Source organism: Roseococcus sp. (assembly GCF_965227005.1).
Taxonomy (GTDB): Bacteria; Pseudomonadota; Alphaproteobacteria; order Acetobacterales; family Acetobacteraceae; genus Roseococcus.
In genome coordinates this window covers 15,041-33,023 of sequence record NZ_CBDDFJ010000018.1, presented here as the reverse complement: position 1 = coordinate 33,023, position 17,983 = coordinate 15,041, and the positions used below count along the sequence as shown (strand labels likewise).

Below are 17,983 nucleotides of genomic sequence, written 5' to 3'. Positions count from 1 at the left end.
CAGTTCTCCCCCATTCCGGCCGGACGAATCTTCGAAGGGCACCGTTTCTTGAGCCGGCCCACCCACTCGCCCACCCCCTGGCAGCGCATCATCCTGCCGAGCTTCATCGCCCTTCCGATCCTGGCCGTGCTGCTCGGCCTCGGCTCCTGGCAGATCCAGCGGCTGAACTGGAAACAAGGCGTCCTCGCCGAGCTCCAGGCCGCAAGCGCCCGCCCGCCCGTCCAGGCCGCCGGCGACACCGCCCCCTTCGCCCGCATCACCGCCACCGGCCGCTTCCGCCCCGGGGCAGAGGCGATCTACGGCCTGGAAGTGCGCGGCATCGTGCTGGGCGGCAGCCTGATCGCCGTGCTGGACCGCGAGGGCCAGCCGCCGCTGCTGGTCGAGCGCGGCTGGATCCCGCTCGAAGGCGGGGACGTGCGGCGCCCGGAAGGCGAGGTCACCGTCAGCGGCTATGCCCGCCCCAGCGAGCGCCACGGCCTGATCTCCGCCAGCGACGACCCGGTCGCCAAGCGCTATTACACCTTCGCGGTGCGCGACATGGCCGCGGCGCTGGGCGCCCCCTATGCGCTCGAATACGCCCTCACCGTCGTCGAGCCCCGCTCCAGCGCGCCGGCTCCCTCGGGCCTCGGCTCCACCCCGGCCGCCTGGCATGGGGCGCTGCCGGACCCGGCCGCGGGCTTCCCCGAGCCGAACAATCCCCATCTGGGTTATGCGATCACCTGGTTCGGCCTCGCCGCCGCCTGGGTGGCGATCTTCGCCCTCTGGGCCCGCAAGCGATTGAGCGAGACATGAGCAACGCCGCCTATCAACGCCTGACCCACCGCATGTCGCGCCTCGGCGCGCTGGGCGAGGCCTCGGCCATGCTGCATTGGGACGCCAGCGCCATGATGCCGAGCGGCGGCGGCGCGGCGCGCGGCGAGCAGCTGGCGACGCTGGCCGGCCTCTCGCACGAGCTCTTCACCGCGCCCGAAATGGCGGCCGACCTCGCCGAGGCCTCGGCCGAGGAACCCTGGGCGGCGGCCAATCTGGAACTGATCCGCAGCAGCCACGCCCGTTCTTCCGCGCTCTCCACCGAGCTCGTCGAGGCCAGCGCGCGGGCCAACTCCGCCTGCGAGAGGGTCTGGCGCGAGGCCAAGGCGAAGTCCGACTTCGCGATGGTCCGCCCCTATCTGGAGGAGGTGTTGCGCCTCCAGCGCGAGACGGCGCAGGCGCTCTCCGCCGTCACCGGCCTTTCCGCTTACGATTCGCTGATGGAGGGCTACCAGCGCGGGGTCACCGCCGCCGAGGTCGAGCCCGTCTTCGACGCCTACGAGGTGTTTCTCCGCGACGCGCTGCCTCGCGCGGAGGAGATCCAGGCCCGCCGCGGCAAGCCCATCCCCCTGCCCGGCCCCTTTCCCGTCGCCACGCAGCGCGAGCTGTGCCGCAGCCTGTCGCTGCGAATCGGGCTAGAGGCCGACCACTCGCGCCTCGACGAAAGCGTGCATCCCTTCTGCGGCGGCATCCCCTCCGACGTCCGCATCACCACCTTCTACAGCGAGGCCGACCCGGCCAAGGCGCTGCTTGGCGTGCTGCACGAGACCGGCCATGCGCTCTACGAGCGCGGCCTGCCCGAGGCCCATGCCCGCCAGCCCGTGGGCGAGGCCGCCGGCATGGCCGCGCACGAGTCGCAGAGCCTGATCGTCGAGATGCAGGCAAGCCGCTCCGACGCCTTTCTGTCGTTCCTCGGCCCGCAGCTGCAGGCCGCCTATGGCGGCGATTCCGCCGCCTACGCGGCAAAGAACCTCGCCGGCCTCTGGCGGCATGTCTCGCGCGGCTTCATCCGCGTGGATGCCGACGAGCTGACCTATCCCGCCCATGTCATCCTGCGCTTCCGGCTGGAGCGCGCGATGATCGAGGGCCGCCTCGCCATCGCCGACCTGCCCGGCGCCTGGGCCGAGGGGCTGCACTCCCTGCTCGGAATCACCCCGCCCGACGACGCGCAAGGCTGCCTGCAGGACATCCACTGGTACGACGGAGGCTTCGGCTACTTCCCGAGCTACACCCTCGGCGCGATGGCCGCGGCCCAGCTGATGAAGGCCGCCCGCGCGGCGACGCCGGGCCTCGACGCCGCGCTGACCCAGGGCGACATGGCGCCGCTGCTGGGCTGGCTGCGGAAGAACGTCCATTCCCAGGGCTCGCGCCTCGGCTTCCAGGACCTGATGCGCGCGGCCACGGGCAAGCCGCTCGATCCGATGGATTTCCAGGACCACCTGACGGCGCGATACCTGACCTGAGGCCTGAATCGGGTCACGAAGCCCTCTCACATCCGGCGCCGCGCCGTGTAAAATCTCCTAAATCGGGGAGGATCACCAATGCAGCTCGGCATGATCGGCCTGGGCCGGATGGGCGCCAATATCCTGCGCCGCGTGATGAAGGCGGGGCATGTCGGCGTCGCCTATGACCGCGACGAGGACGCCGTCGCCACCTTGGTCGCGGAGGGCGCGCGGGGTGCGGCCTCGCTCGCGGATCTCGTCGCCAGCCTCAGCGCGCCGCGCGCCGTCTGGGTGATGCTCCCCGCCGGCGAGGCGACCGAGGCCACGCTGCGCGAGTTGCATGGTCTGCTGCGCGAGGGCGACATCCTCATCGAAGGCGGCAATTCCTTCTGGAAGGATTCCGCGCGCCGGGGCGCCGAGGCCGCCGCGCATGGCCTCCATTATCTGGACATCGGCACTTCCGGCGGCGTCTGGGGCCTCGAGCGCGGCTATTGCCTGATGATCGGCGGCGAGGCGCAGGTGGTGCAGCGGCTCGACCCCATCCTCGCCGCGCTCGTGCCCGGCGAGGGCACCGCCCTGCCCACCGCGGGGCGAGAGGCGCGCGATGCGCGGCCCGCGAAAGGCTATGTGCATTGCGGCCCGAACGGCGCGGGGCACTACGCCAAGATGGTCCATAACGGCATCGAATACGGGATGATGCAGGCCATGGCCGAGGGCCTGGACCTCATGCGCGCCGCCCCCTTCGCGCTCGACCTGCCCGACATCACCGAGGCCTGGCGGCGCGGCTCCGTCGTCTCCTCCTGGCTACTGGACCTCACCGCCCAGGCGCTCGCCTACGATCCCGAGCTCGCGGAATATTCCGGCCATGTGAGCGACAGCGGCGAGGGCCGCTGGACGGTCGACACGGCCGTCGAGCAGGCGGTGCCCGTGCCCGTCCTGGCCGCCGCGCTCTTCGCGCGCTTCCGCTCGCGCCAGGAGGCGAGCTTCGCCGACAAGGCGCTGAGCGCCATGCGCAAGGGCTTCGGGGGACATCTGGAACCGAAGAAGGGATGAGGCACCACATCCTGGTGATGGGCGTCTCCGGCTGCGGCAAGTCGACCATCGGCGCGAGGATCGCCACGGCGCTGGGCCTGCCCTTCGCCGATGCCGATGCCTTCCACCCGCCCGCCAACGTCGCGAAGATGTCGGCTGGAATTCCCCTCGCCGATGCCGATCGCTGGCCCTGGCTGGACTCGCTCGGCGCCTGGCTGGCGGCGGAGGGCCAGGGCGGCGTCATCGCCTGCTCGGCCCTGAAGCGCGCCTATCGCGATCGGCTGCGGGGCTGGGTGCCGGATCTCCAGCTCGTGCATCTCGCTGGCCCGCCGGAGCTGATCGCCGCGCGGCAGGGCGCGCGCGAGGGCCATTTCATGCCGCCGAGCCTGATGGCCAGCCAGTTCGCCACGCTGGAGCCGCCCGGGCCCGACGAGGCGGCGCTCATCCTCGACATCGCGATGGAGGCGGGAGCCGTCGCGGCGGAGGCGGCGCGCCGCCTGCGGGGCTGAGGTTGCGTTGACCCCGTGCGGGTCGCGGCATAACAGGCAAGGAACGCTTTCGGAGAATTCAGATGTCCTTGTCCGCCGCCACCAAAGCCAAGCTCGAGAAGATCACCACCGCCACGCTGACGACGGTGCTGCTGAAGAAGGGCCTCCGCAACGTGTGGATGCGCGGCGCGGCGCCGTTCTCGCCTTCCGCCCAGGGCGTGCGCCTGGTGGGCGAGGCCTTCACGCTGCGCTTCGTCCCCGCCCGTGAGGATCTCGCGACCCCGGCCAGCTGGTCGAGCCCGATCAGCACCCGCGCCGCCATCGAGGCGATGCCCGAAGGCTGCATCGCCGTCGCCGACGCCATGGGCATCACCGACGCCGGCATCTTCGGCGACATCCTCTGCGCCCGCCTCGCCAAGCGCGGCGTGGTCGCCCTGGTCACCGACGGCGCGGTGCGCGACGTGGCCGGCGTGAACGGCACGGGCCTGCCCGTCTGGTGCAATGGCGGCGCGGCTCCCCCGTCGGTCGCGGCCCTCACCTTCGTGAGCTGGCAGGAGCCGATCGGCTGCGGCGGCGTGGCCGTCTTCCCGGGCGACGTGATCGTGGCCGATGCGGATGGCTGCGTGCTCATCCCCAAGGACATCGTGGATGTCGTGACCGAGGAGAGCGTGGAGCAGGAGCGCCTGGAAGCCTGGATCATGACGCAGGTCGAAGCCGGCGTGGCCCTGCCCGGCCTCTATCCGGCCAATGCCGAGAACAAGGCGAAGTACGAAGCCGACAAGGCCGCCGGCCGCGCCTGAGGCGTGAATTCCAGAGCCTTTGCCGATCGAAGAGGCTCACGTCAAAAGCTCTGGCCTGTTGTTTTCCGGGCATCTTCACCCGATCAGGCGGAGCGGCCTGATCGGGATCTGCTCTAGGAGGAGCAATCCCATGACCAAGTGGTTTCTGGCCCTGGCCGGCGCTGTCGCGCTGGCCGCCTGCTCCTCCGAACCGCCGGACGATGCCCCGGCACGGCCGGCGGGCGGCCCCAGTGCGGCCGCCCGCGGAGCGGCCTGCGACGGGACGCTGCGCGTGACCAACAGCAGCACCCGCGAGGTGCACCAGGTCTTCTTCGCCGATTCGGCCCTCTCCTCCTTCGGCCGGGACCGGCTGGGCCAGGGCATCCTCGGCGCCGGCCAGTCGCGCGACTTCCGCGCCGACAGCCCGGGCGCGCATGACTTCCGCATCGTGCGCGCCGACCGCTCGACCTCGGACCTACGGCGCGCGAACATCTGCACCAACACGCAGATCGTCATCACCAATTTCGGCATCGAGGCGCGCTGATCCGCAATCCGCTTGCGGTGCCGCGCCCCTCGATTAATTTGGGTCCATTACATGCATCCAAGGGAGATATCGCCCATGAAGAAACTGACCGCGATCGCGGCCCTGGCCAGCGCGACCCTGCTTGCCGCCTGCGTGCCGCCGCAGCCCTATGTGCAGCCCGTGATGGTCACCCCGGTCCAGCGGGTCTGCGACACCAGCATCCGCGTGATCAACGAATCCAACGCGATCGTGCGTGAGCTGTACTTCAGCCATTCCTCCCTCGGTAGCTGGGGCGCGGATCAGCTTGGCGCCAACGTCATCTATCCCGGGCGCTCCATGAGCTACCGCCTAACCAATCCAGGCAATTACGATTTCCGCGTGGTGTGGAACAACGGCCGCGCCACCGAGATCCGCCAGATCAATGTCTGCGTCGCGAGCCAGATCATCGTCACCAACCGGGGCATCAGCGCCCGATGAGCGCGTGCCCATGAGGGAGTTCCCCTTCTGGACGGAGGAAAAGCTCCGCATCCAGGACACGGACCTCAATGGGCACGTGAACAACGCCTCGATCGCGGCCCTCTGCGAGGCGGGCCGCGGCGAGATCATCTCCTCGGTGGCGGGCGAGCCGCGCTCCCGCCCGCTGGCGACGGCGCTGCGCCGCGTGATCATCGATTACCTGGCCGAGGTTCACTATCCGGGGCGCGTGCGTATCGGCAGCGCCATCTCGCGCGTGGGCAACACCTCCATCACCATCCATCAGGAGCTCTTCCTCGGCGAGCTGCGCTTCGCGACGGCCGAGAGCGTAATCGTCTTCATGGACCGAACGACGCGCCGCCCCGCGCCGATGCTCGACATCTGGCGCGCCGCGGCGGAGCGGCTGGCGCCCGTCGAGGCCTGACACTCGGCAACCTTCGGGGATGGCGGGTGTTCAGCTTCCGGACCCGCTCCGGAGCCTCGCCACGATGTCCCGTCCGTGCCTCGCCGACCTGCCCTTCCTCGCCGCCACCCTCGCCATGGCGCTGGCGCTGCTGCTGCCCTGGGCCCTCGCCGAAGCCGCGCCGGAGCATCGAAGCGCGGTCGTGCGGCTGGCCGGCGTCACCCCCGAGGGCGTGACGCCGCATTAGAGCCTTCTCCGTTCGCAAGGGCTCACTGCGCAAGCTCTAGCCATTTGTTTTTACGAGCATCTTTATCCGACCAAACGATTCCGTCTGGTCGGATGATGCTCTTGCCGGCTCAGTATTCCGCGAAGATGCGGTTCAGCTCCGTGTGATTCGTCGTGACCGTCAGCGCCAGCATGAGCAGGATGCGCGCCTTCTGCGGGTTGAGGTTGTCGGCGTTCACGAAGCCGGCCTCCCGCATCCGCGTCGTGTAGAACATCCGCCCCGAGCCGGCGCGCGTGCTGGCCGCGATGGGCGTCCCCGCGGCGATCGCCGCGATCATCGTCTCGCCCATGGCCGGCGTCACGAAGCTCGGCGCGAAGCCAGCCGAAACGAGCCCTTGCGCGCCTGCCGCCACGAAGGCCTGCACCGCCGCGCCATCCGCGCCGGCATAGCAATAGACGATGTCCACGCGCGGCAGGCTCGACAGCCCGCGCACGTCGAACTCCGTCTCGCGGCCGAGCTTGCGCAGCGGCTTGCGATACCAGGCGACGGCATCGGCATCGACATGGCCGAGGACGCCGAAATCGGGCGTGCGGAAGGTCTGCAGCCGGCTCGTGCTGGTCTTGGTGACCTCGCGCGCGGCGTGGATCTCGTCGTTCAGCAGCACCAGCGCGCCGAGGCCGCGTGCGCGCGGATCGCCCGCCACGCGGCAGGCATTGGCGAGGTTCATGCCCGCATCGGAGGACAGCCCGGTCGAGGGCCGCTGCGCGCCGACGACGACCACCGGCACCTCCACCTTCACGGTCAGCGACAGGAAATAGGCCGTCTCCTCCAGCGTCGCCGTGCCGTGGGTGATGACGATGCCGTCGATGTCGGGGTGCCTGGCGACCGTCTCGTCGCAGAGCTTCACCAGCTCCAGCCACTCCACCGGGCCGAGGGCCGTGGAGGCCACCGCCTTGTAGGGCACGGCGAAGGCTTCGGCGACCTCCTGCACCTGGGGCCAGAACTCCAGCAGCTGCGCGGAGGTCATGACCTGTCCGAGCGTGGCGTAGTCCGCGATGTCGAAGGGACCGCGGCCCATAGAGCTGATCGTCCCGCCGGTGCCGATGACGGCGATCTTCGGGCGGCCAGTCGTCGGATGGCTGCTCATGCGGTTTTCTTCCTCTCGATGATCGCCGTGGTCAGGCGGGAGACGCAGAAAAGCTCGCCGTCGTCGCGGCGCAGCTCGATATTCCAGACATGCACGCTCCGCCCGATCCGCACGGGGGTGCAAAGGCCATAGGCCCGGCCACCCTTGGGATTGGGGCGGAGGTGATTGGCGTTCACCTCCAGCCCGACGGCCTGGAAGCCCGGCTCGCAGGCCAGCATCGAGGCCAGGCTGCCCAGCGTCTCGGCCAGCACGACGGAGACGCCGCCATGGATGATGCCGAAGGGCTGGATGTGGCGCCCGTCGATCGGCATCTCGCCCTTGATGAAGTCCGGGCCGATCTCGGTGATCTCGATGTCCAGGAGCGCGTTCACGCTCTCGCCCCTCCGGGCCTGGATCTCCTGGGGCGTGGTGGGTTGACGCCAGATGCTCATGGGCTCGCCTTTTTGTCGCCGCGGTGCAGCATTAAGCGTGATTTAATAGGGGCGCGTGTCAATGGAGGGCACGGCTCCTGATTCTTTCGAATGGCGCCCGAAGGCGCCGCGCGGGAGATGGCCCTGGATTGCGATTAGTCAGGCAGGTTCCAGCCTTGACGCCGGGATCGACGAAGATCATCGGGAACTTCTTCCCCCATCCGGCCATGAGCCCAGGAGCGTGACGGCGTGCATATTGTGCTCGACATCTCCCGCCTTCTCGGCCTGGCCTGGTCCGGCCAGCCCAGCGGCATCGATCGAGTCGAATTCGCGCATGCCCGCCATTGGCGCGGCCTTCCCGCCAAGGATGTCACCTTCGTCGCGCAATCGCCCTGGGGCTGGTTCGCCGCCCTGCCGGACAGCCTCGCCCATGCCCTCCTGCGAGAGGCCGACCGCGCCGTCTTTCCGGGCAAGGAGGGGATGCTCACGCGCTTCCGCACGATGGCGGCCGCGGCGATGTCCTTCAAATTCTGGGGCATGGGCCGCGGCGAGCTCGCCCGCCGGATCTCGTCGCGCAAGGACAGCCTCTTCCTGATCGTGTCGCATCGCGCCTTGCACCACGAGCGCGCCACCGGCGGCATGATCGCGCTCGGGGCGCGCTTCGTGCCCCTGGTGCACGACCTCATTCCGCTGACCCATCCTGAATACACCCGCCCCGCCGCGACCCGTCAGCACCTGGCCAAGCTCGACATGGTCGCCCGCCGCGCGGCCGGGGTGATGGTGACGACGGAGGCTGTGGCCGAGAGCCTGCGCCCCCATCTGATCCTGCAGCAGACGATGCCGCCCCTGGGGGTGATGAGCCTGGGGCTCGACCTACCGGCCCGCACGCCCGGCCCGCCCCGCCGCGCATCCCTATTTCGTGATGCTCGGCACCATCGAGCCGCGCAAGAACCATCTCCTCGCGTTGCAGATCTGGCGGGACTTCGCGCAGCAGGGCCTGGCCGGCGCACCGCGCCTGCTGATCATCGGCCGCCGCGGCTGGGAGAACGAGCAGGTCTTCCGCCTGCTGGACCGCGCGGAATTCGGCGGACTCGTCGAGGAATGCGGCCGCCTGCGGGACCAGGAGGTCGCGCAGCTCGTCCAGGGCGCGACGGCGCTGCTTTGCCCGAGCTTCGTGGAGGGCTTCGGCCTGCCCTTGGCCGAAGCGATGGCGCTCGGCACTCCGGTCATCGCCTCCGACATTCCCGCGGCGCGGGAGGTCGGTGGCGGCGTGCCGGAGCACCTGCATCCGCTCGACTTCATCGCCTGGCGCCAGGTCATCCTGGAAATGGCGGACCCGGCACATCCCCGCCGCGCCGCCCAGCTTGACCGTCTCGCAAAGTGGACCCCGCCGAGCTGGAGCCAGCATTTCGCCGCGGCGGAGAACTTCCTGGAGCCTCTCGCGGCCGCGCCCGTTACCGCCGCCAACTCTTTTCAACGTGCCTGAGCAATTTTTCCCTGAAATCTCATATCAAGAGACAAGTTTCGCCCGCTTGGATTACATGAAAAGTGATTTCACAGTATGGAATATAACTTCGCGGGATTGTAAGGCTTGCGCCGCACATCCGCGGCCTTCATCGGCGGCAAACACAAAGCAGGCGAGCAAGGCCGAGTCGCCCCGATCGGCGAAACTATGCGTGGCCTTGTCCGGTCGTTGCATTACGAAGCATTGAAGTGAGACGCTGTAGGAAGCTTAGCGAACGGATGGGCATGAGCAGACGCCTGGCAAATGCGGGGGAGATCGACGGCTCGGCGCCCATCGCCATCGTCGGCGCCGCCTGCCGCCTTCCCGGCGCGCCCGACCTCGCCGGCTTCGCCCGCCTCCTCGACGAGGGGCGCGACGCCGTCACCGAGGTGCCGGCCGACCGCTTCACCCAGGCGCGCTTCCTGCACCCCCGTCCCGGCGAGGTCGGCCGCGCGCTGCATTTCCGCGCCGGCACCATCGGCGACGTGGCGGGCTTCGATGCGACGGGCTTTGGCCTCTCTCCGCGCGAGGCCGACGAGATGGACCCCCAGCAGCGCCTGCTGCTGATGCTCGCCCGCCGCGCCTTCGAGGATGCCGGCTGGCCCGAGGCACAGGCCGCCGGCCGCCGGATCGGCGTCTATGTGGGCGCCTCCACCACGGATTATGCCGATATCCGCCAGCAGGATAACGGCAGCGCCGACCGCTACATCATGACCGGCGGCGCCCTCTCCATCGCCGCCAACCGGCTCGGCCATGTCTTCGACCTGCGCGGCCCGGCGATGACGCTGGACACCGCCTGCTCCTCGGGCCTGGTCGCGCTCAACGCCGCCTGCGAGGCGCTGCGGGCGGGGCAAGCCACGGCCGCGGTCGTCGGCGGGGTGAATCTCCTGCTCTCGCCCTATCCCTTTCTCGGCTTCTGGCGGGCGGGGATGCTGTCGAAGCGCGGCCGCTGCCAGGCCTTCGGCGCGGGGGGGCGGACGGCTATGTGCGCGCCGAGGGCGGCGTGGTGCTGCTGCTCAAGCCCCTCGCCGATGCGAGGCGCGACGGCGACCGCATCCGCGGCGTGATTCTCGCCAGCGGCGTGAACGCGGCCGGGCGCACCGCTGGCATCTCGCTGCCCAATGGCGAGGCGCAATCCACGCTGATCGCCGAGGTTCTGACGCGCGCAGAGGTTGGCCCGGACGAGCTTGGCTATTTCGAGGCGCACGGCACCGGCACCCCGGCCGGCGATCCGATCGAGGCCGCGGCCATCGCCCGCGCGGCGGCCGCCGGGCGCAGCGCGCCGCTGCCGCTGGGCTCGGCCAAGAGCAATATCGGCCATACCGAAGCCGCCTCCGGCCTGGTCGGGCTGCTGAAGGCGCTGCACGTGCTGGAAAGCGGGCGCATCCCCGCCACCCTGCATGCCGCGACGCCCAATCCCGCGATCCCCTTCGAGGCGCACGGCCTTGTGCTCGCCACGACGGCCATGCCCTTCCGGGGCCGGGCCGTCGCGGTGAACAGCTTCGGCTTCGGGGGCACGAATGCCTGCGTCGCGCTGGGGCGCGGGGAGGAGGCGACGCAAGTTGCGCGGTCCAGCGCGCGCGGGACGCCGCCGCTGGTGCTTTCCGCGCCGAGCGTCGGACAGCTCGCTACCCTCGCCGAAGCCTGGGAGGAGCGCCTGCGCGGCCTGTCCGCCCCCGGCGCGCTCGCTCTGATCCGCGGCCAGGCCCGCCATCGCGACCTCCTGCCGCATCGGCTCGTGCTGCGCGGCAGTGGCGACGGCGACGAATGGTCTGGGCGGCTGGCCGCCCATCGGCGCGGCGAGGGCGCATCGGCCGTCACTTCGGGCGTGGCGGGCCCCGGGCGCGGCGTCGCCTTCGTCTTCTCGGGCAATGGCGCGCAATGGGCCGGCATGGCCGCCGCCGAGATGCGCGGCAGCCGCCCCTTCCGCGAGGCCATCGCGCGCGCCGATGCCGCGCTCCTGCCCCATCTCGGCTGGTCCGCCGCCGCCGCCCTGCGCGAGCCGGTGAGCGCCGAGGCGCTGAACGCCACCGAGGTCGCGCAGCCGCTGCTCTTCGCCATTCAATACGGCATCGTGGCCGCGCTGGCCGCCGAAGGGATCACGCCCGCGCTCTGCCTCGGCCATTCCGTCGGCGAGGTCGCAGCCGCCCAGGCCGCCGGACTGCTCAGCCTGGCTCAGTCCGCGCGGCTCATCGTCGCCCGCAGCCGGGCCCAGGCCACGACGCGCGGAAACGGGCGGATGGCCGCGCTGGGCGCCACCGTCGCCGAGGCCGAGGCGCTGATCGCCGCCTGCGCCCGCCCCGGCGAGACGCCACTGGAGATCGCCGCGCTGAACGCGCCCGGCTCGCTCACCATCGCCGGCCCGCAGGCGGCCCTGGCGCGGCTGGGCGAGGCCGCCGAGGCCCGCCGCCTCACCTGGATCCCGCTCGACCTCGACTATGCCTTCCACTCGGCCGCCATGGACCCCGTTCGCGAGACCCTGGTGAAGGGCCTGCGCGGCCTGCGCGCCGGCGAGGGCCGGGTGCCGATGATCTCCACCGTCACCGGCGCGATGCTCGATCGGACGTCCTGCCTGCCCGCCTATTGGTGGCGCAACCTGCGCGAGCCGGTGCGCTTCGAGGCGGCGGTGCGCGCGGCGGCGGCGCTGCGCCCGGCGGTCTTCCTGGAGATCGGCGCGCATGGGGTGCTGCAAGGCTATCTGCGCGCCAGCCTGCGCGCCTCGGGCCAGGAGGCGGCGATCCTGCCCAGCCTGCGGCGCGGCGCGACCGCAACGGCCGATCCCTTTCCCGCCATCGCCGACCAGGCCATCGCCCACGGTGCCGACCCGCGCGGCGCTCCCGCCTTCGCCGGCCTCACCACGCGCGACCTGCCGCCGGCCCCCTTCGCCCTGCGCCCGCATTGGTTCGCGCGCAGCGTGGAGAGCCAGGGCATGGTCGAGGCCCTCGCCGAGGGGCGGCTGATCGGCTTCCGCCATGTCGGCGCCGAGGCCGGCGAGGAATGGCGCCGCACGCTCGACACGCTGGAGGAACCCTGGCTGGCCGATCACGCGCTGGGCGGCCAGCCGGTCCTGCCGGCCGCCGCCATGCTGGAGATGGCGCTGGAGGCCGGCTTTCTGCGCCACCGCGCCGCCCCGGCGCTGGAGATCGCGGATTTCGTCATCCTGCGCGCCCTGCCGCTCGCCGAGGATGTCGCGCGCGAGACGCGCGCCCGGCTGGATGCGGAGGGGAGCTTCACGCTGGAGGCCCGCCGCCGCCTCTCCGACGAGGCCTGGACCCTGCACGCGACGGGCCGCGTGACGCCGCTCGCGGTCCTGCCCGAGAGCCCGGCCAGCGAGATCGCGGCCCCCTGGCGCGACCCCTCGGAGCTGAGCGCGCGCGCCGCGCGCGAGGGCCTTTCCTACGGCCCCGCCTTCCGGCCCATCGCCCATTGGCGCGCCGATGCCGCGACCGGCCGTGTCGAGGTCCGGCTGGAGCTGCCTCAGACGGCGCCCGCCGATGCCGGCTTCCATCTGCATCCGGTGCGGCTGGACGGCGCGATGCAGGGCTTCCTCGGGCTGCAAGGCGGCGCGACGCCTGGCGGCTTCGTGCCGGTGCGCTTCGGCCGGGTCGCCGTGCGGCGCGGCGCGGCGCTGGCGGTCTCGGCCGATCTCGTGCTGGAGCATGCGGGCCGCCGCGGCGCGACCGCCGCCATCGTGCTGCGCGATGCGACGGGCGCGGCGATGGCCGTGGCGACCGGCGCGCTTTTCCAGCGCCTGCCCCGCCCCGCCCAGTCTGGCGAGGCCCCCGCCTTCCACACCGAATGGCGCCCCGCGCCGCTGCCCGCCGCCTGGCCCGTGCCGCCGCCGGTGCTCGACCTTGGCGCGCTGCACCTGCCCCGGACGCCGATACCGGCGCTGGACGATGCGGCCATGCTGCTGGCCGCCTATGGCGTGGCGTCCAGCCTCGCGGCCGGGGCGCAGACCGCCGAAGGCCCGCTCGCCGAGGCGCTGCGCGCGCGGGCGGCGACCTTGGCGCTGGAATTCGACGCGCTGCCCGCGCCGACCGCCATCTGGCAGCAGGTCCTCTTCGAGCAGCCCATCCTGGCCCAGGAGCTGGCGGTGCTGGCCGAGGCCGCCGAGGCCCTTCCGGGCGCCCTGGCCGGCCGGCCCACCGCGCCCGCCCTCCTGCCCGCCGGCGCGGAAAGCCTGCGCCGCCTGGCCGCCGCGCTGAGTGAAGCCGCGGCCGGGCTGCTGCGCGACTGGCCCGCGGACCGGCCCTGCCGCGTGCTGGTGGTCGGCGCGGAGGAGGGGCCGCTGCTTCCGGCCCTGCGCCAGGCCCTCGCGCCGCTCGGGGCCGCGCTGCGGCTGACCGTCACCCACCTGCCCGGCGTCCGCCCGCCCTCCCTGCCGCCGGGCGAGGAGGGCGGCGTCGATTTCGCCGTCTGGGATGCCCTCGAGGGCGGGGCGCCGCCGGCCGAGGCGGATCTCGTGCTCGGCCTCGCCCTCTCGCTGCGCCGCCCCACCACGCATCTCCTGGCCGAGGCGCTGCGCGCCGCGACGGCGCCGGGCGGCGCGCTGCTCCTGGCCGAGCCCCTGCCGGACCTCTTCTGGGATCTCACCGAGGGCCTCGCGCCCGGCTGGTGGTCCGCGCCCCGGCTGCGCGATGCGGAGGGATGGGTGGGGGTGATGACGGCCGGCGGCTGGCCGCGACCGCGCCTCCTGCCGCTGCCGGCCTTGCCCTGGGCGGCCGCCCTCGTCACCGCCGCGAAGCCCGCGGGAGGGCAGCTGCTGCATGCCGCCCCCGCCCGGCGCTTCGCCCTCTGGGCCAGCGGCTCGCAGCGCCTGCTGGCCGAGGCCCTGGCCGAGGCGCTCGCCGCCGCCGGCGCGCAGGTCGCGCATCTGCCGGCCGATCCGCCGCCGCGCCTGCTGCGGGGCGCCGCCGTCCTCGCCTTGCCCGCGCCCGATGCCGAGAGCCTCGTGCCGCTCGCCCATCTCGCCGCCGCCTCCGACGGCGTCGCGGCGCAGTTCCACGTGATCGCGCGCGGCGGCGGGCGCGGGCTGGCGGCGGCCGGCCAATTGGCCCTGGCCCGCGTGCTGGCCAATGAGATGCCCGGCCTCAAGCCGCAGCGCCACGACGTCGCGCCCGAGCTGCCGCCGGCCGAGGCCGCCAGCCGGCTGGTCGCCGCCCTGCTGAATTCCGCCGATGCCGAGGCCGAGCAGCGCCTCACCGCCTCGGGCCGTCTGGTGCCGCGCCTCGCCGCCCACCTGCCGAAGTGCGCGCCGCCCGCCGGCCCCCGCCGGCTGGAAGTCGCGGCCCCCGGCCAGCTCGGCAGTCTCGTCTGGGAGGCCGCGCCGGAGCTGCGCGCCCCGCTCGCGCCGGGCGAGGTGCTGCTGCGCATCGCCGCCGCCGGCCTCAACTTCCGCGACGTGATGTGGGCCCAGGGCCTGCTGCCCGAGGAGGCGCTGCAGCCCGGCTTCGCCGGCCCTGGCCTGGGCATGGAGGCGGCGGGCGTGGTCGAGGCCGTGGGCGAGGGCGTGGCCCTGCGTCCCGGCCAGCCGGTCTTCGGCTTCGCGCCGCGCGCTTTGGCCAGCCGCGCCGTCACCCAGGCCGCCGCGCTCGCGCCGCTGCCGCACGGCCTGTCCATGGAGGAAGCCGCCAGCCTGCCGGTCGCCTTCCTCACGGCCATCCATGCGCTGGAGGGGCTGGCGCGGCTCCAGCCCGGCGAGCGCGTGCTGATCCATGGCGGCGCCGGCGCCCTCGGCCTCGCCGCGCTGCAGATCGCCCTGGCCGCGGGCGCGCGCGTCGCCGTCACGGCCGGCACCGAGGCGCGGCGCGCCTTTCTCCGCGCGGCCGGGGCCGAGGTCGCGCTCAACAGCCGCGATGGCAGCTTCGCCGGGCAGCTGCGCGCCGTCTGGCCCGCCCCGCCGGGCGAGGGCTGCGTCGATGTCTGCCTGAACTCGCTCTCCGGCGAGGCGATGGAGCGCAGCCTCGGGCTGATGGCGCCCTTCGGCCGTTTCCTGGAACTCGGCAAGCGCGACTTCGCCGAGTCGCGGCGGGTGTCGCTGAGGCCCATGCGGCGCAACGTCGCCTGGTTCGCGATGGATCTGGACGAGGTGGCGCGGCATCGGCCCACCCTGGCCTCGCGCATGCTCGCCTCGCTCGCCACGCGGCTGGAGGAGGGCGCGATCCGCCCGCTGCCGACCCGCGTCTACGAATCCCACCAGGCCGAGGAAGCCTTCCGGCAGCTCCAGGCGGGCGGGCATATCGGCAAGCTGGTCATCACCCCCGCCGGCCGAGCTCGCCGAGGCCACGTCGCAGGACTGGCGGCCCAAGGGCAGCGTGGTCGTGGTCGGCGGCGCCGCCGGCTTTGGGCTGGAGGCGGCGCTGTGGCTGGCCGGCCAGGGCATCCGCCATCTTGCCCTCGTCTCGCGTCGCGGCCCCGCCACGCCGGGCGCGGCCGAGGCGGTGCGGCGGCTCGCGCTGCTGGGCGCCGAGGCCCGGCTCATCGCCGCCGATGCCGCCGACCCCGCCGCCCTCGCCGCCGCCCTGGACGGCATCCGCGCCGGCATGCCGCCCATCGAGGGCGTGGTGCATGCCGCGGCCGTCTGGGGCGACGGCGTCGCGGCCCGGCTGGATCCGGCCTCGGTCGCCGCCGTCTGGGCCGCCAAGGTCGAAGTGGCCCAGAACCTCGACCGGCTGACCCGCGACGACGCGCTGCGGCTCTTCCTGCTTTTCTCCTCGGCGACGGTTCCCATCGGCAGTCCGGGCCAGGCCGCCTATGTCGCGGCCAATGCCGCGATGGACGCGCTCGCCCGCCGCCGCCACGCCGCCGGCTGGCCGGCGCTGGCCGTGCAATGGGGCCCGATCGCCGATGCCGGCGTGCTGGCGGGCGACGCGCCCCATGCCGCCGCCCTCTCGCAGCGTCTCGGCGCGACGGCGATGGGCGCGGCCGAGGCCCTGGCAGCCCTGCCCGCGCTGCTGGCCAGCGGCCTGCCCGTCATCGGCCTCGCGCGGGTCGATTGGGGGGCCGCGCATCGCAGCCTGCGCCTGCTGGCCGAGCCGGCCTTCGCCCCGCTCACCGGCGCCTTCGCCGCCGAGGCCGGCGAGGAGGATTCGCTGCGCGCCATCGCCGAGGCCGGCCCCGAGGCCGGGCTGGAGATCGCCCGCCGGCTGGTGGCACGCGAGGTGGCGCGCATCCTGCGCCTGCCGCCCGGCGCCGTGGCGGCCGACATGCCGCTGCCGCGCCTCGGGCTCGACAGCCTGGGCAGCATCGAGCTGCGGGCCGGGCTGGAGCGCCGCTTCTCCGTCGCGATCCCGCTCCAGGCCGTGACCGAGGAGCTGACGGTGAACGCCCTGGCCCGCGCCATCCTGGCGCAGGTGCCGACGGCGCGGGAGGCCGCCCAATGACGGCCAGCCGGGGACTTTCCGAGGCCGACCGCGCCGCGCTGCTGCGCCGGCTCTCGGGCCGCGCCGCCCCGGCCGCGCCCCGCCTCGCGCCCAGCTCGGCGCGCGACTTCGCCACCTTGCCCGCCGCGCGCGAGGTCGCGGCGACGCGCGCGCTCGGCCGACAGATGGGCCTGTCCAACCCCTTCTTCCGCCCGCATGAGGGCATCGCGGGCGCGCGCACGGTCATCGGCAATGCCGAATACGTGAATTTCTCCTCCTACAACTACCTCGGGCTGAACGGCGATCCGCGCGTCGCCGAGGCGGCGCGGCAGGCCATCGCGCGGCACGGCGTCTCGGCCTCCGCCTCGCGCTTCGTCTCGGGCGAGCGGCCGGTGCATGGCACGCTGGAGGCCGCGCTGGCCGCCAATTACGCGGCCGAGGACGCGATCGTCATGGTCTCGGGCCATGCGACCAACGTCTCGGTCATCGGCCACCTGCTGGGCCCCGAGGACCTCGTGGTGCACGACGCGCTGGTCCACAACAGCGCGACCGAGGGCGTGCGCCTCTCCCGCGCGCGGCGCCTCGCCTTCCCCAATAACGACTGGGAGGCCGCAAGCGCGATCCTCGCCGCCGAGCGCCATCGCCACGGCCGCGCCCTCGTGCTGATCGAGGGCCATTACTCGATGGACGGCACCGTGCCCGAGCTCGCGCGCTTCGCGGAGGTCGCGCGGAACCATGACGCCTGGCTCATGGTGGACGAGGCGCATTCGCTCGGCGTCCTGGGGGCGACCGGGCGCGGCCTCTTCGAGGCGCAGGGCGTCGATCCGGGGCTCGTCGACATCTGGATGGGGACGCTGTCCAAGACGCTCTCCTCCTGCGGCGGCTATATCGCGGGCAGCCACGCGCTGGTGGACCTGCTGCGGCACACCGCGCCGGGCTTCGTCTATTCGGTCGGCATGGCGCCGCCGCTGGCCGCCGCGGCCGAAAGCGCGCTGGGCCTCATGCGCGCCGAGCCCTGGCGCGTGGCGCGGCTGCATGCCGCCGCCCGGCGCTTTCGCGACCAGGCCCGCGCCGCCGGCTTCGACACGGGGGGCTCGGTGGGGCGCGCCATCGTCCCCGTCATCCTCGGCGAGAGCGTGGCCACCGCCCGCGCCGCCGAACGCCTGCTGGACATGCGTATCAACGTGCAGCCGATTGTCTTCCCGGTGGTGCCGGAAGGTCAGGCCCGCTTGCGCTTCTTCCTCAGTGCCGAGCACAATGAGAGCGACATCGACGAGACCATCTCGGCCCTGTCCCGGGTGGCGCGCGAGGCAGCCTGATTCCATGACTTCGTTTTTCCGGCGGGATCGCGGCTTCAGCCCGATCGGTGCGCAGCCTGCCC

The 17,983-nt window shown here is 72.8% G+C and carries 15 protein-coding genes and 2 pseudogenes; 14 read left to right on the top strand and 3 right to left on the bottom strand.

What is annotated here, in order from left to right:
• The first annotated feature begins 48 nt into the window (after nucleotides 1–48).
• From ACO057_RS08725 to ACO057_RS08685, 9 genes are all read left to right on the top strand, one after another.
• Nucleotides 49–792, top strand: a complete 744-nt coding sequence (locus ACO057_RS08725) for an SURF1 family protein (protein ID WP_421990686.1) — start codon at nucleotides 49–51, stop codon at nucleotides 790–792.
• On the top strand, nucleotides 789–2,273 hold the full coding sequence (locus ACO057_RS08720) for a carboxypeptidase M32 (protein ID WP_421990684.1): 1,485 nt from the start codon (nucleotides 789–791) through the stop codon (nucleotides 2,271–2,273). The genes ACO057_RS08725 and ACO057_RS08720 overlap by 4 nt, the downstream gene beginning before the upstream one ends.
• 78 nt (nucleotides 2,274–2,351) lie before the next feature.
• Complete coding sequence (gene gnd / locus ACO057_RS08715) at nucleotides 2,352–3,305, top strand: phosphogluconate dehydrogenase (NAD(+)-dependent, decarboxylating) (RefSeq protein WP_421990682.1); 954 nt, start codon at nucleotides 2,352–2,354, stop codon at nucleotides 3,303–3,305.
• Nucleotides 3,302–3,793 carry a gluconokinase gene (locus tag ACO057_RS08710; protein ID WP_421990680.1) on the top strand — a complete coding sequence of 164 codons (492 nt, stop codon included), beginning with the start codon at nucleotides 3,302–3,304 and terminating at the stop codon, nucleotides 3,791–3,793. The genes gnd and ACO057_RS08710 overlap by 4 nt, the downstream gene beginning before the upstream one ends.
• A 62-nt stretch (nucleotides 3,794–3,855) precedes the next feature.
• The gene (locus tag ACO057_RS08705; RefSeq protein ID WP_421990678.1) at nucleotides 3,856–4,572 is read left to right on the top strand and encodes a ribonuclease activity regulator RraA; all 717 of its coding nucleotides are present in this window, start codon (nucleotides 3,856–3,858) and stop codon (nucleotides 4,570–4,572) included.
• Between the two features lie 130 nt (nucleotides 4,573–4,702).
• A complete protein-coding gene (locus tag ACO057_RS08700; RefSeq protein WP_421990676.1) occupies nucleotides 4,703–5,095 on the top strand; it encodes a hypothetical protein in 393 nt (130 codons plus the stop codon).
• A gap of 75 nt (nucleotides 5,096–5,170) precedes the next feature.
• Nucleotides 5,171–5,551 carry a hypothetical protein gene (locus ACO057_RS08695; RefSeq protein WP_421990674.1) on the top strand — a complete coding sequence of 127 codons (381 nt, stop codon included), beginning with the start codon at nucleotides 5,171–5,173 and terminating at the stop codon, nucleotides 5,549–5,551.
• Between the two features lie 10 nt (nucleotides 5,552–5,561).
• Nucleotides 5,562–5,972 carry an acyl-CoA thioesterase gene (locus tag ACO057_RS08690; protein WP_421990672.1) on the top strand — a complete coding sequence of 137 codons (411 nt, stop codon included), beginning with the start codon at nucleotides 5,562–5,564 and terminating at the stop codon, nucleotides 5,970–5,972.
• Nucleotides 5,973–6,036: 64 nt separating this feature from the next.
• Nucleotides 6,037–6,198, top strand: a complete 162-nt coding sequence (locus tag ACO057_RS08685) for a hypothetical protein (protein WP_421990670.1) — start codon at nucleotides 6,037–6,039, stop codon at nucleotides 6,196–6,198.
• Between the two features lie 109 nt (nucleotides 6,199–6,307).
• Here ACO057_RS08685 and ACO057_RS08680 read toward each other — a convergent pair whose 3' ends face one another.
• The 3 genes from ACO057_RS08680 to ACO057_RS08670 all read right to left on the bottom strand — a co-directional run bounded on the left by ACO057_RS08680 (nucleotide 6,308) and on the right by ACO057_RS08670 (nucleotide 8,553).
• Entirely contained in the window at nucleotides 6,308–7,324 is a 1,017-nt protein-coding gene (locus ACO057_RS08680; protein ID WP_421990668.1) for an asparaginase, read from the bottom strand.
• On the bottom strand, nucleotides 7,321–7,755 hold the full coding sequence (locus tag ACO057_RS08675; RefSeq protein WP_421990666.1) for a PaaI family thioesterase: 435 nt from the start codon (nucleotides 7,753–7,755) through the stop codon (nucleotides 7,321–7,323). The genes ACO057_RS08680 and ACO057_RS08675 overlap by 4 nt, the downstream gene beginning before the upstream one ends.
• Nucleotides 7,756–7,932: 177 nt before the next feature.
• Nucleotides 7,933–8,553: a hypothetical protein gene (locus ACO057_RS08670; protein WP_421990664.1), complete on the bottom strand. Its 621-nt coding sequence runs from the start codon at nucleotides 8,551–8,553 to the stop codon at nucleotides 7,933–7,935.
• Between the two features lie 82 nt (nucleotides 8,554–8,635).
• Here ACO057_RS08670 and ACO057_RS08665 point away from each other — a divergent pair.
• From ACO057_RS08665 to ACO057_RS08645, 5 genes and pseudogenes are all read left to right on the top strand, one after another.
• Nucleotides 8,636–9,220, top strand: a pseudogene (locus ACO057_RS08665) (glycosyltransferase); the annotation flags it as partial.
• Nucleotides 9,221–9,483: 263 nt separating this feature from the next.
• Nucleotides 9,484–10,305, top strand: coding sequence for a polyketide synthase (locus ACO057_RS08660; RefSeq protein ID WP_421990662.1), 822 nt, complete (start codon nucleotides 9,484–9,486; stop codon nucleotides 10,303–10,305).
• A pseudogene (locus ACO057_RS08655) lies at nucleotides 10,224–15,485 on the top strand (acyltransferase domain-containing protein); the annotation flags it as partial. The gene ACO057_RS08660 and the pseudogene ACO057_RS08655, both read left to right, overlap by 82 nt.
• A 70-nt stretch (nucleotides 15,486–15,555) precedes the next feature.
• A complete protein-coding gene (locus ACO057_RS08650) occupies nucleotides 15,556–16,623 on the top strand; it encodes an SDR family NAD(P)-dependent oxidoreductase (protein ID WP_421991160.1) in 1,068 nt (355 codons plus the stop codon).
• Nucleotides 16,620–17,921, top strand: a complete 1,302-nt coding sequence (locus ACO057_RS08645) for an aminotransferase class I/II-fold pyridoxal phosphate-dependent enzyme (protein WP_421991158.1) — start codon at nucleotides 16,620–16,622, stop codon at nucleotides 17,919–17,921. The genes ACO057_RS08650 and ACO057_RS08645 overlap by 4 nt, the downstream gene beginning before the upstream one ends.
• Nucleotides 17,922–17,983: the final 62 nt, after the last annotated feature.

What these genes read in the sequence shown, in the direction of transcription:
- ACO057_RS08720 (WP_421990684.1), top strand. Translation starts at nt 789, where the DNA reads ATGAGCAACGCCGCCTATCAACGCCTGACCCACCGCATGTCGCGCCTC.
- gnd (WP_421990682.1), top strand. Translation starts at nt 2,352, where the DNA reads ATGCAGCTCGGCATGATCGGCCTGGGCCGGATGGGCGCCAATATCCTG.
- ACO057_RS08710 (WP_421990680.1), top strand. Translation starts at nt 3,302, where the DNA reads ATGAGGCACCACATCCTGGTGATGGGCGTCTCCGGCTGCGGCAAGTCG.
- ACO057_RS08705 (WP_421990678.1), top strand. Translation starts at nt 3,856, where the DNA reads ATGTCCTTGTCCGCCGCCACCAAAGCCAAGCTCGAGAAGATCACCACC.
- ACO057_RS08700 (WP_421990676.1), top strand. Translation starts at nt 4,703, where the DNA reads ATGACCAAGTGGTTTCTGGCCCTGGCCGGCGCTGTCGCGCTGGCCGCC.
- ACO057_RS08695 (WP_421990674.1), top strand. Translation starts at nt 5,171, where the DNA reads ATGAAGAAACTGACCGCGATCGCGGCCCTGGCCAGCGCGACCCTGCTT.
- ACO057_RS08690 (WP_421990672.1), top strand. Translation starts at nt 5,562, where the DNA reads ATGAGGGAGTTCCCCTTCTGGACGGAGGAAAAGCTCCGCATCCAGGAC.
- ACO057_RS08685 (WP_421990670.1), top strand. Translation starts at nt 6,037, where the DNA reads ATGTCCCGTCCGTGCCTCGCCGACCTGCCCTTCCTCGCCGCCACCCTC.
- ACO057_RS08680 (WP_421990668.1), bottom strand. Translation starts at nt 7,324, where the DNA reads ATGAGCAGCCATCCGACGACTGGCCGCCCGAAGATCGCCGTCATCGGC.
- ACO057_RS08675 (WP_421990666.1), bottom strand. Translation starts at nt 7,755, where the DNA reads ATGAGCATCTGGCGTCAACCCACCACGCCCCAGGAGATCCAGGCCCGG.
- ACO057_RS08670 (WP_421990664.1), bottom strand. Translation starts at nt 8,553, where the DNA reads ATGGGGGCGCAGGCTCTCGGCCACAGCCTCCGTCGTCACCATCACCCC.
- ACO057_RS08660 (WP_421990662.1), top strand. Translation starts at nt 9,484, where the DNA reads ATGAGCAGACGCCTGGCAAATGCGGGGGAGATCGACGGCTCGGCGCCC.
- ACO057_RS08645 (WP_421991158.1), top strand. Translation starts at nt 16,620, where the DNA reads ATGACGGCCAGCCGGGGACTTTCCGAGGCCGACCGCGCCGCGCTGCTG.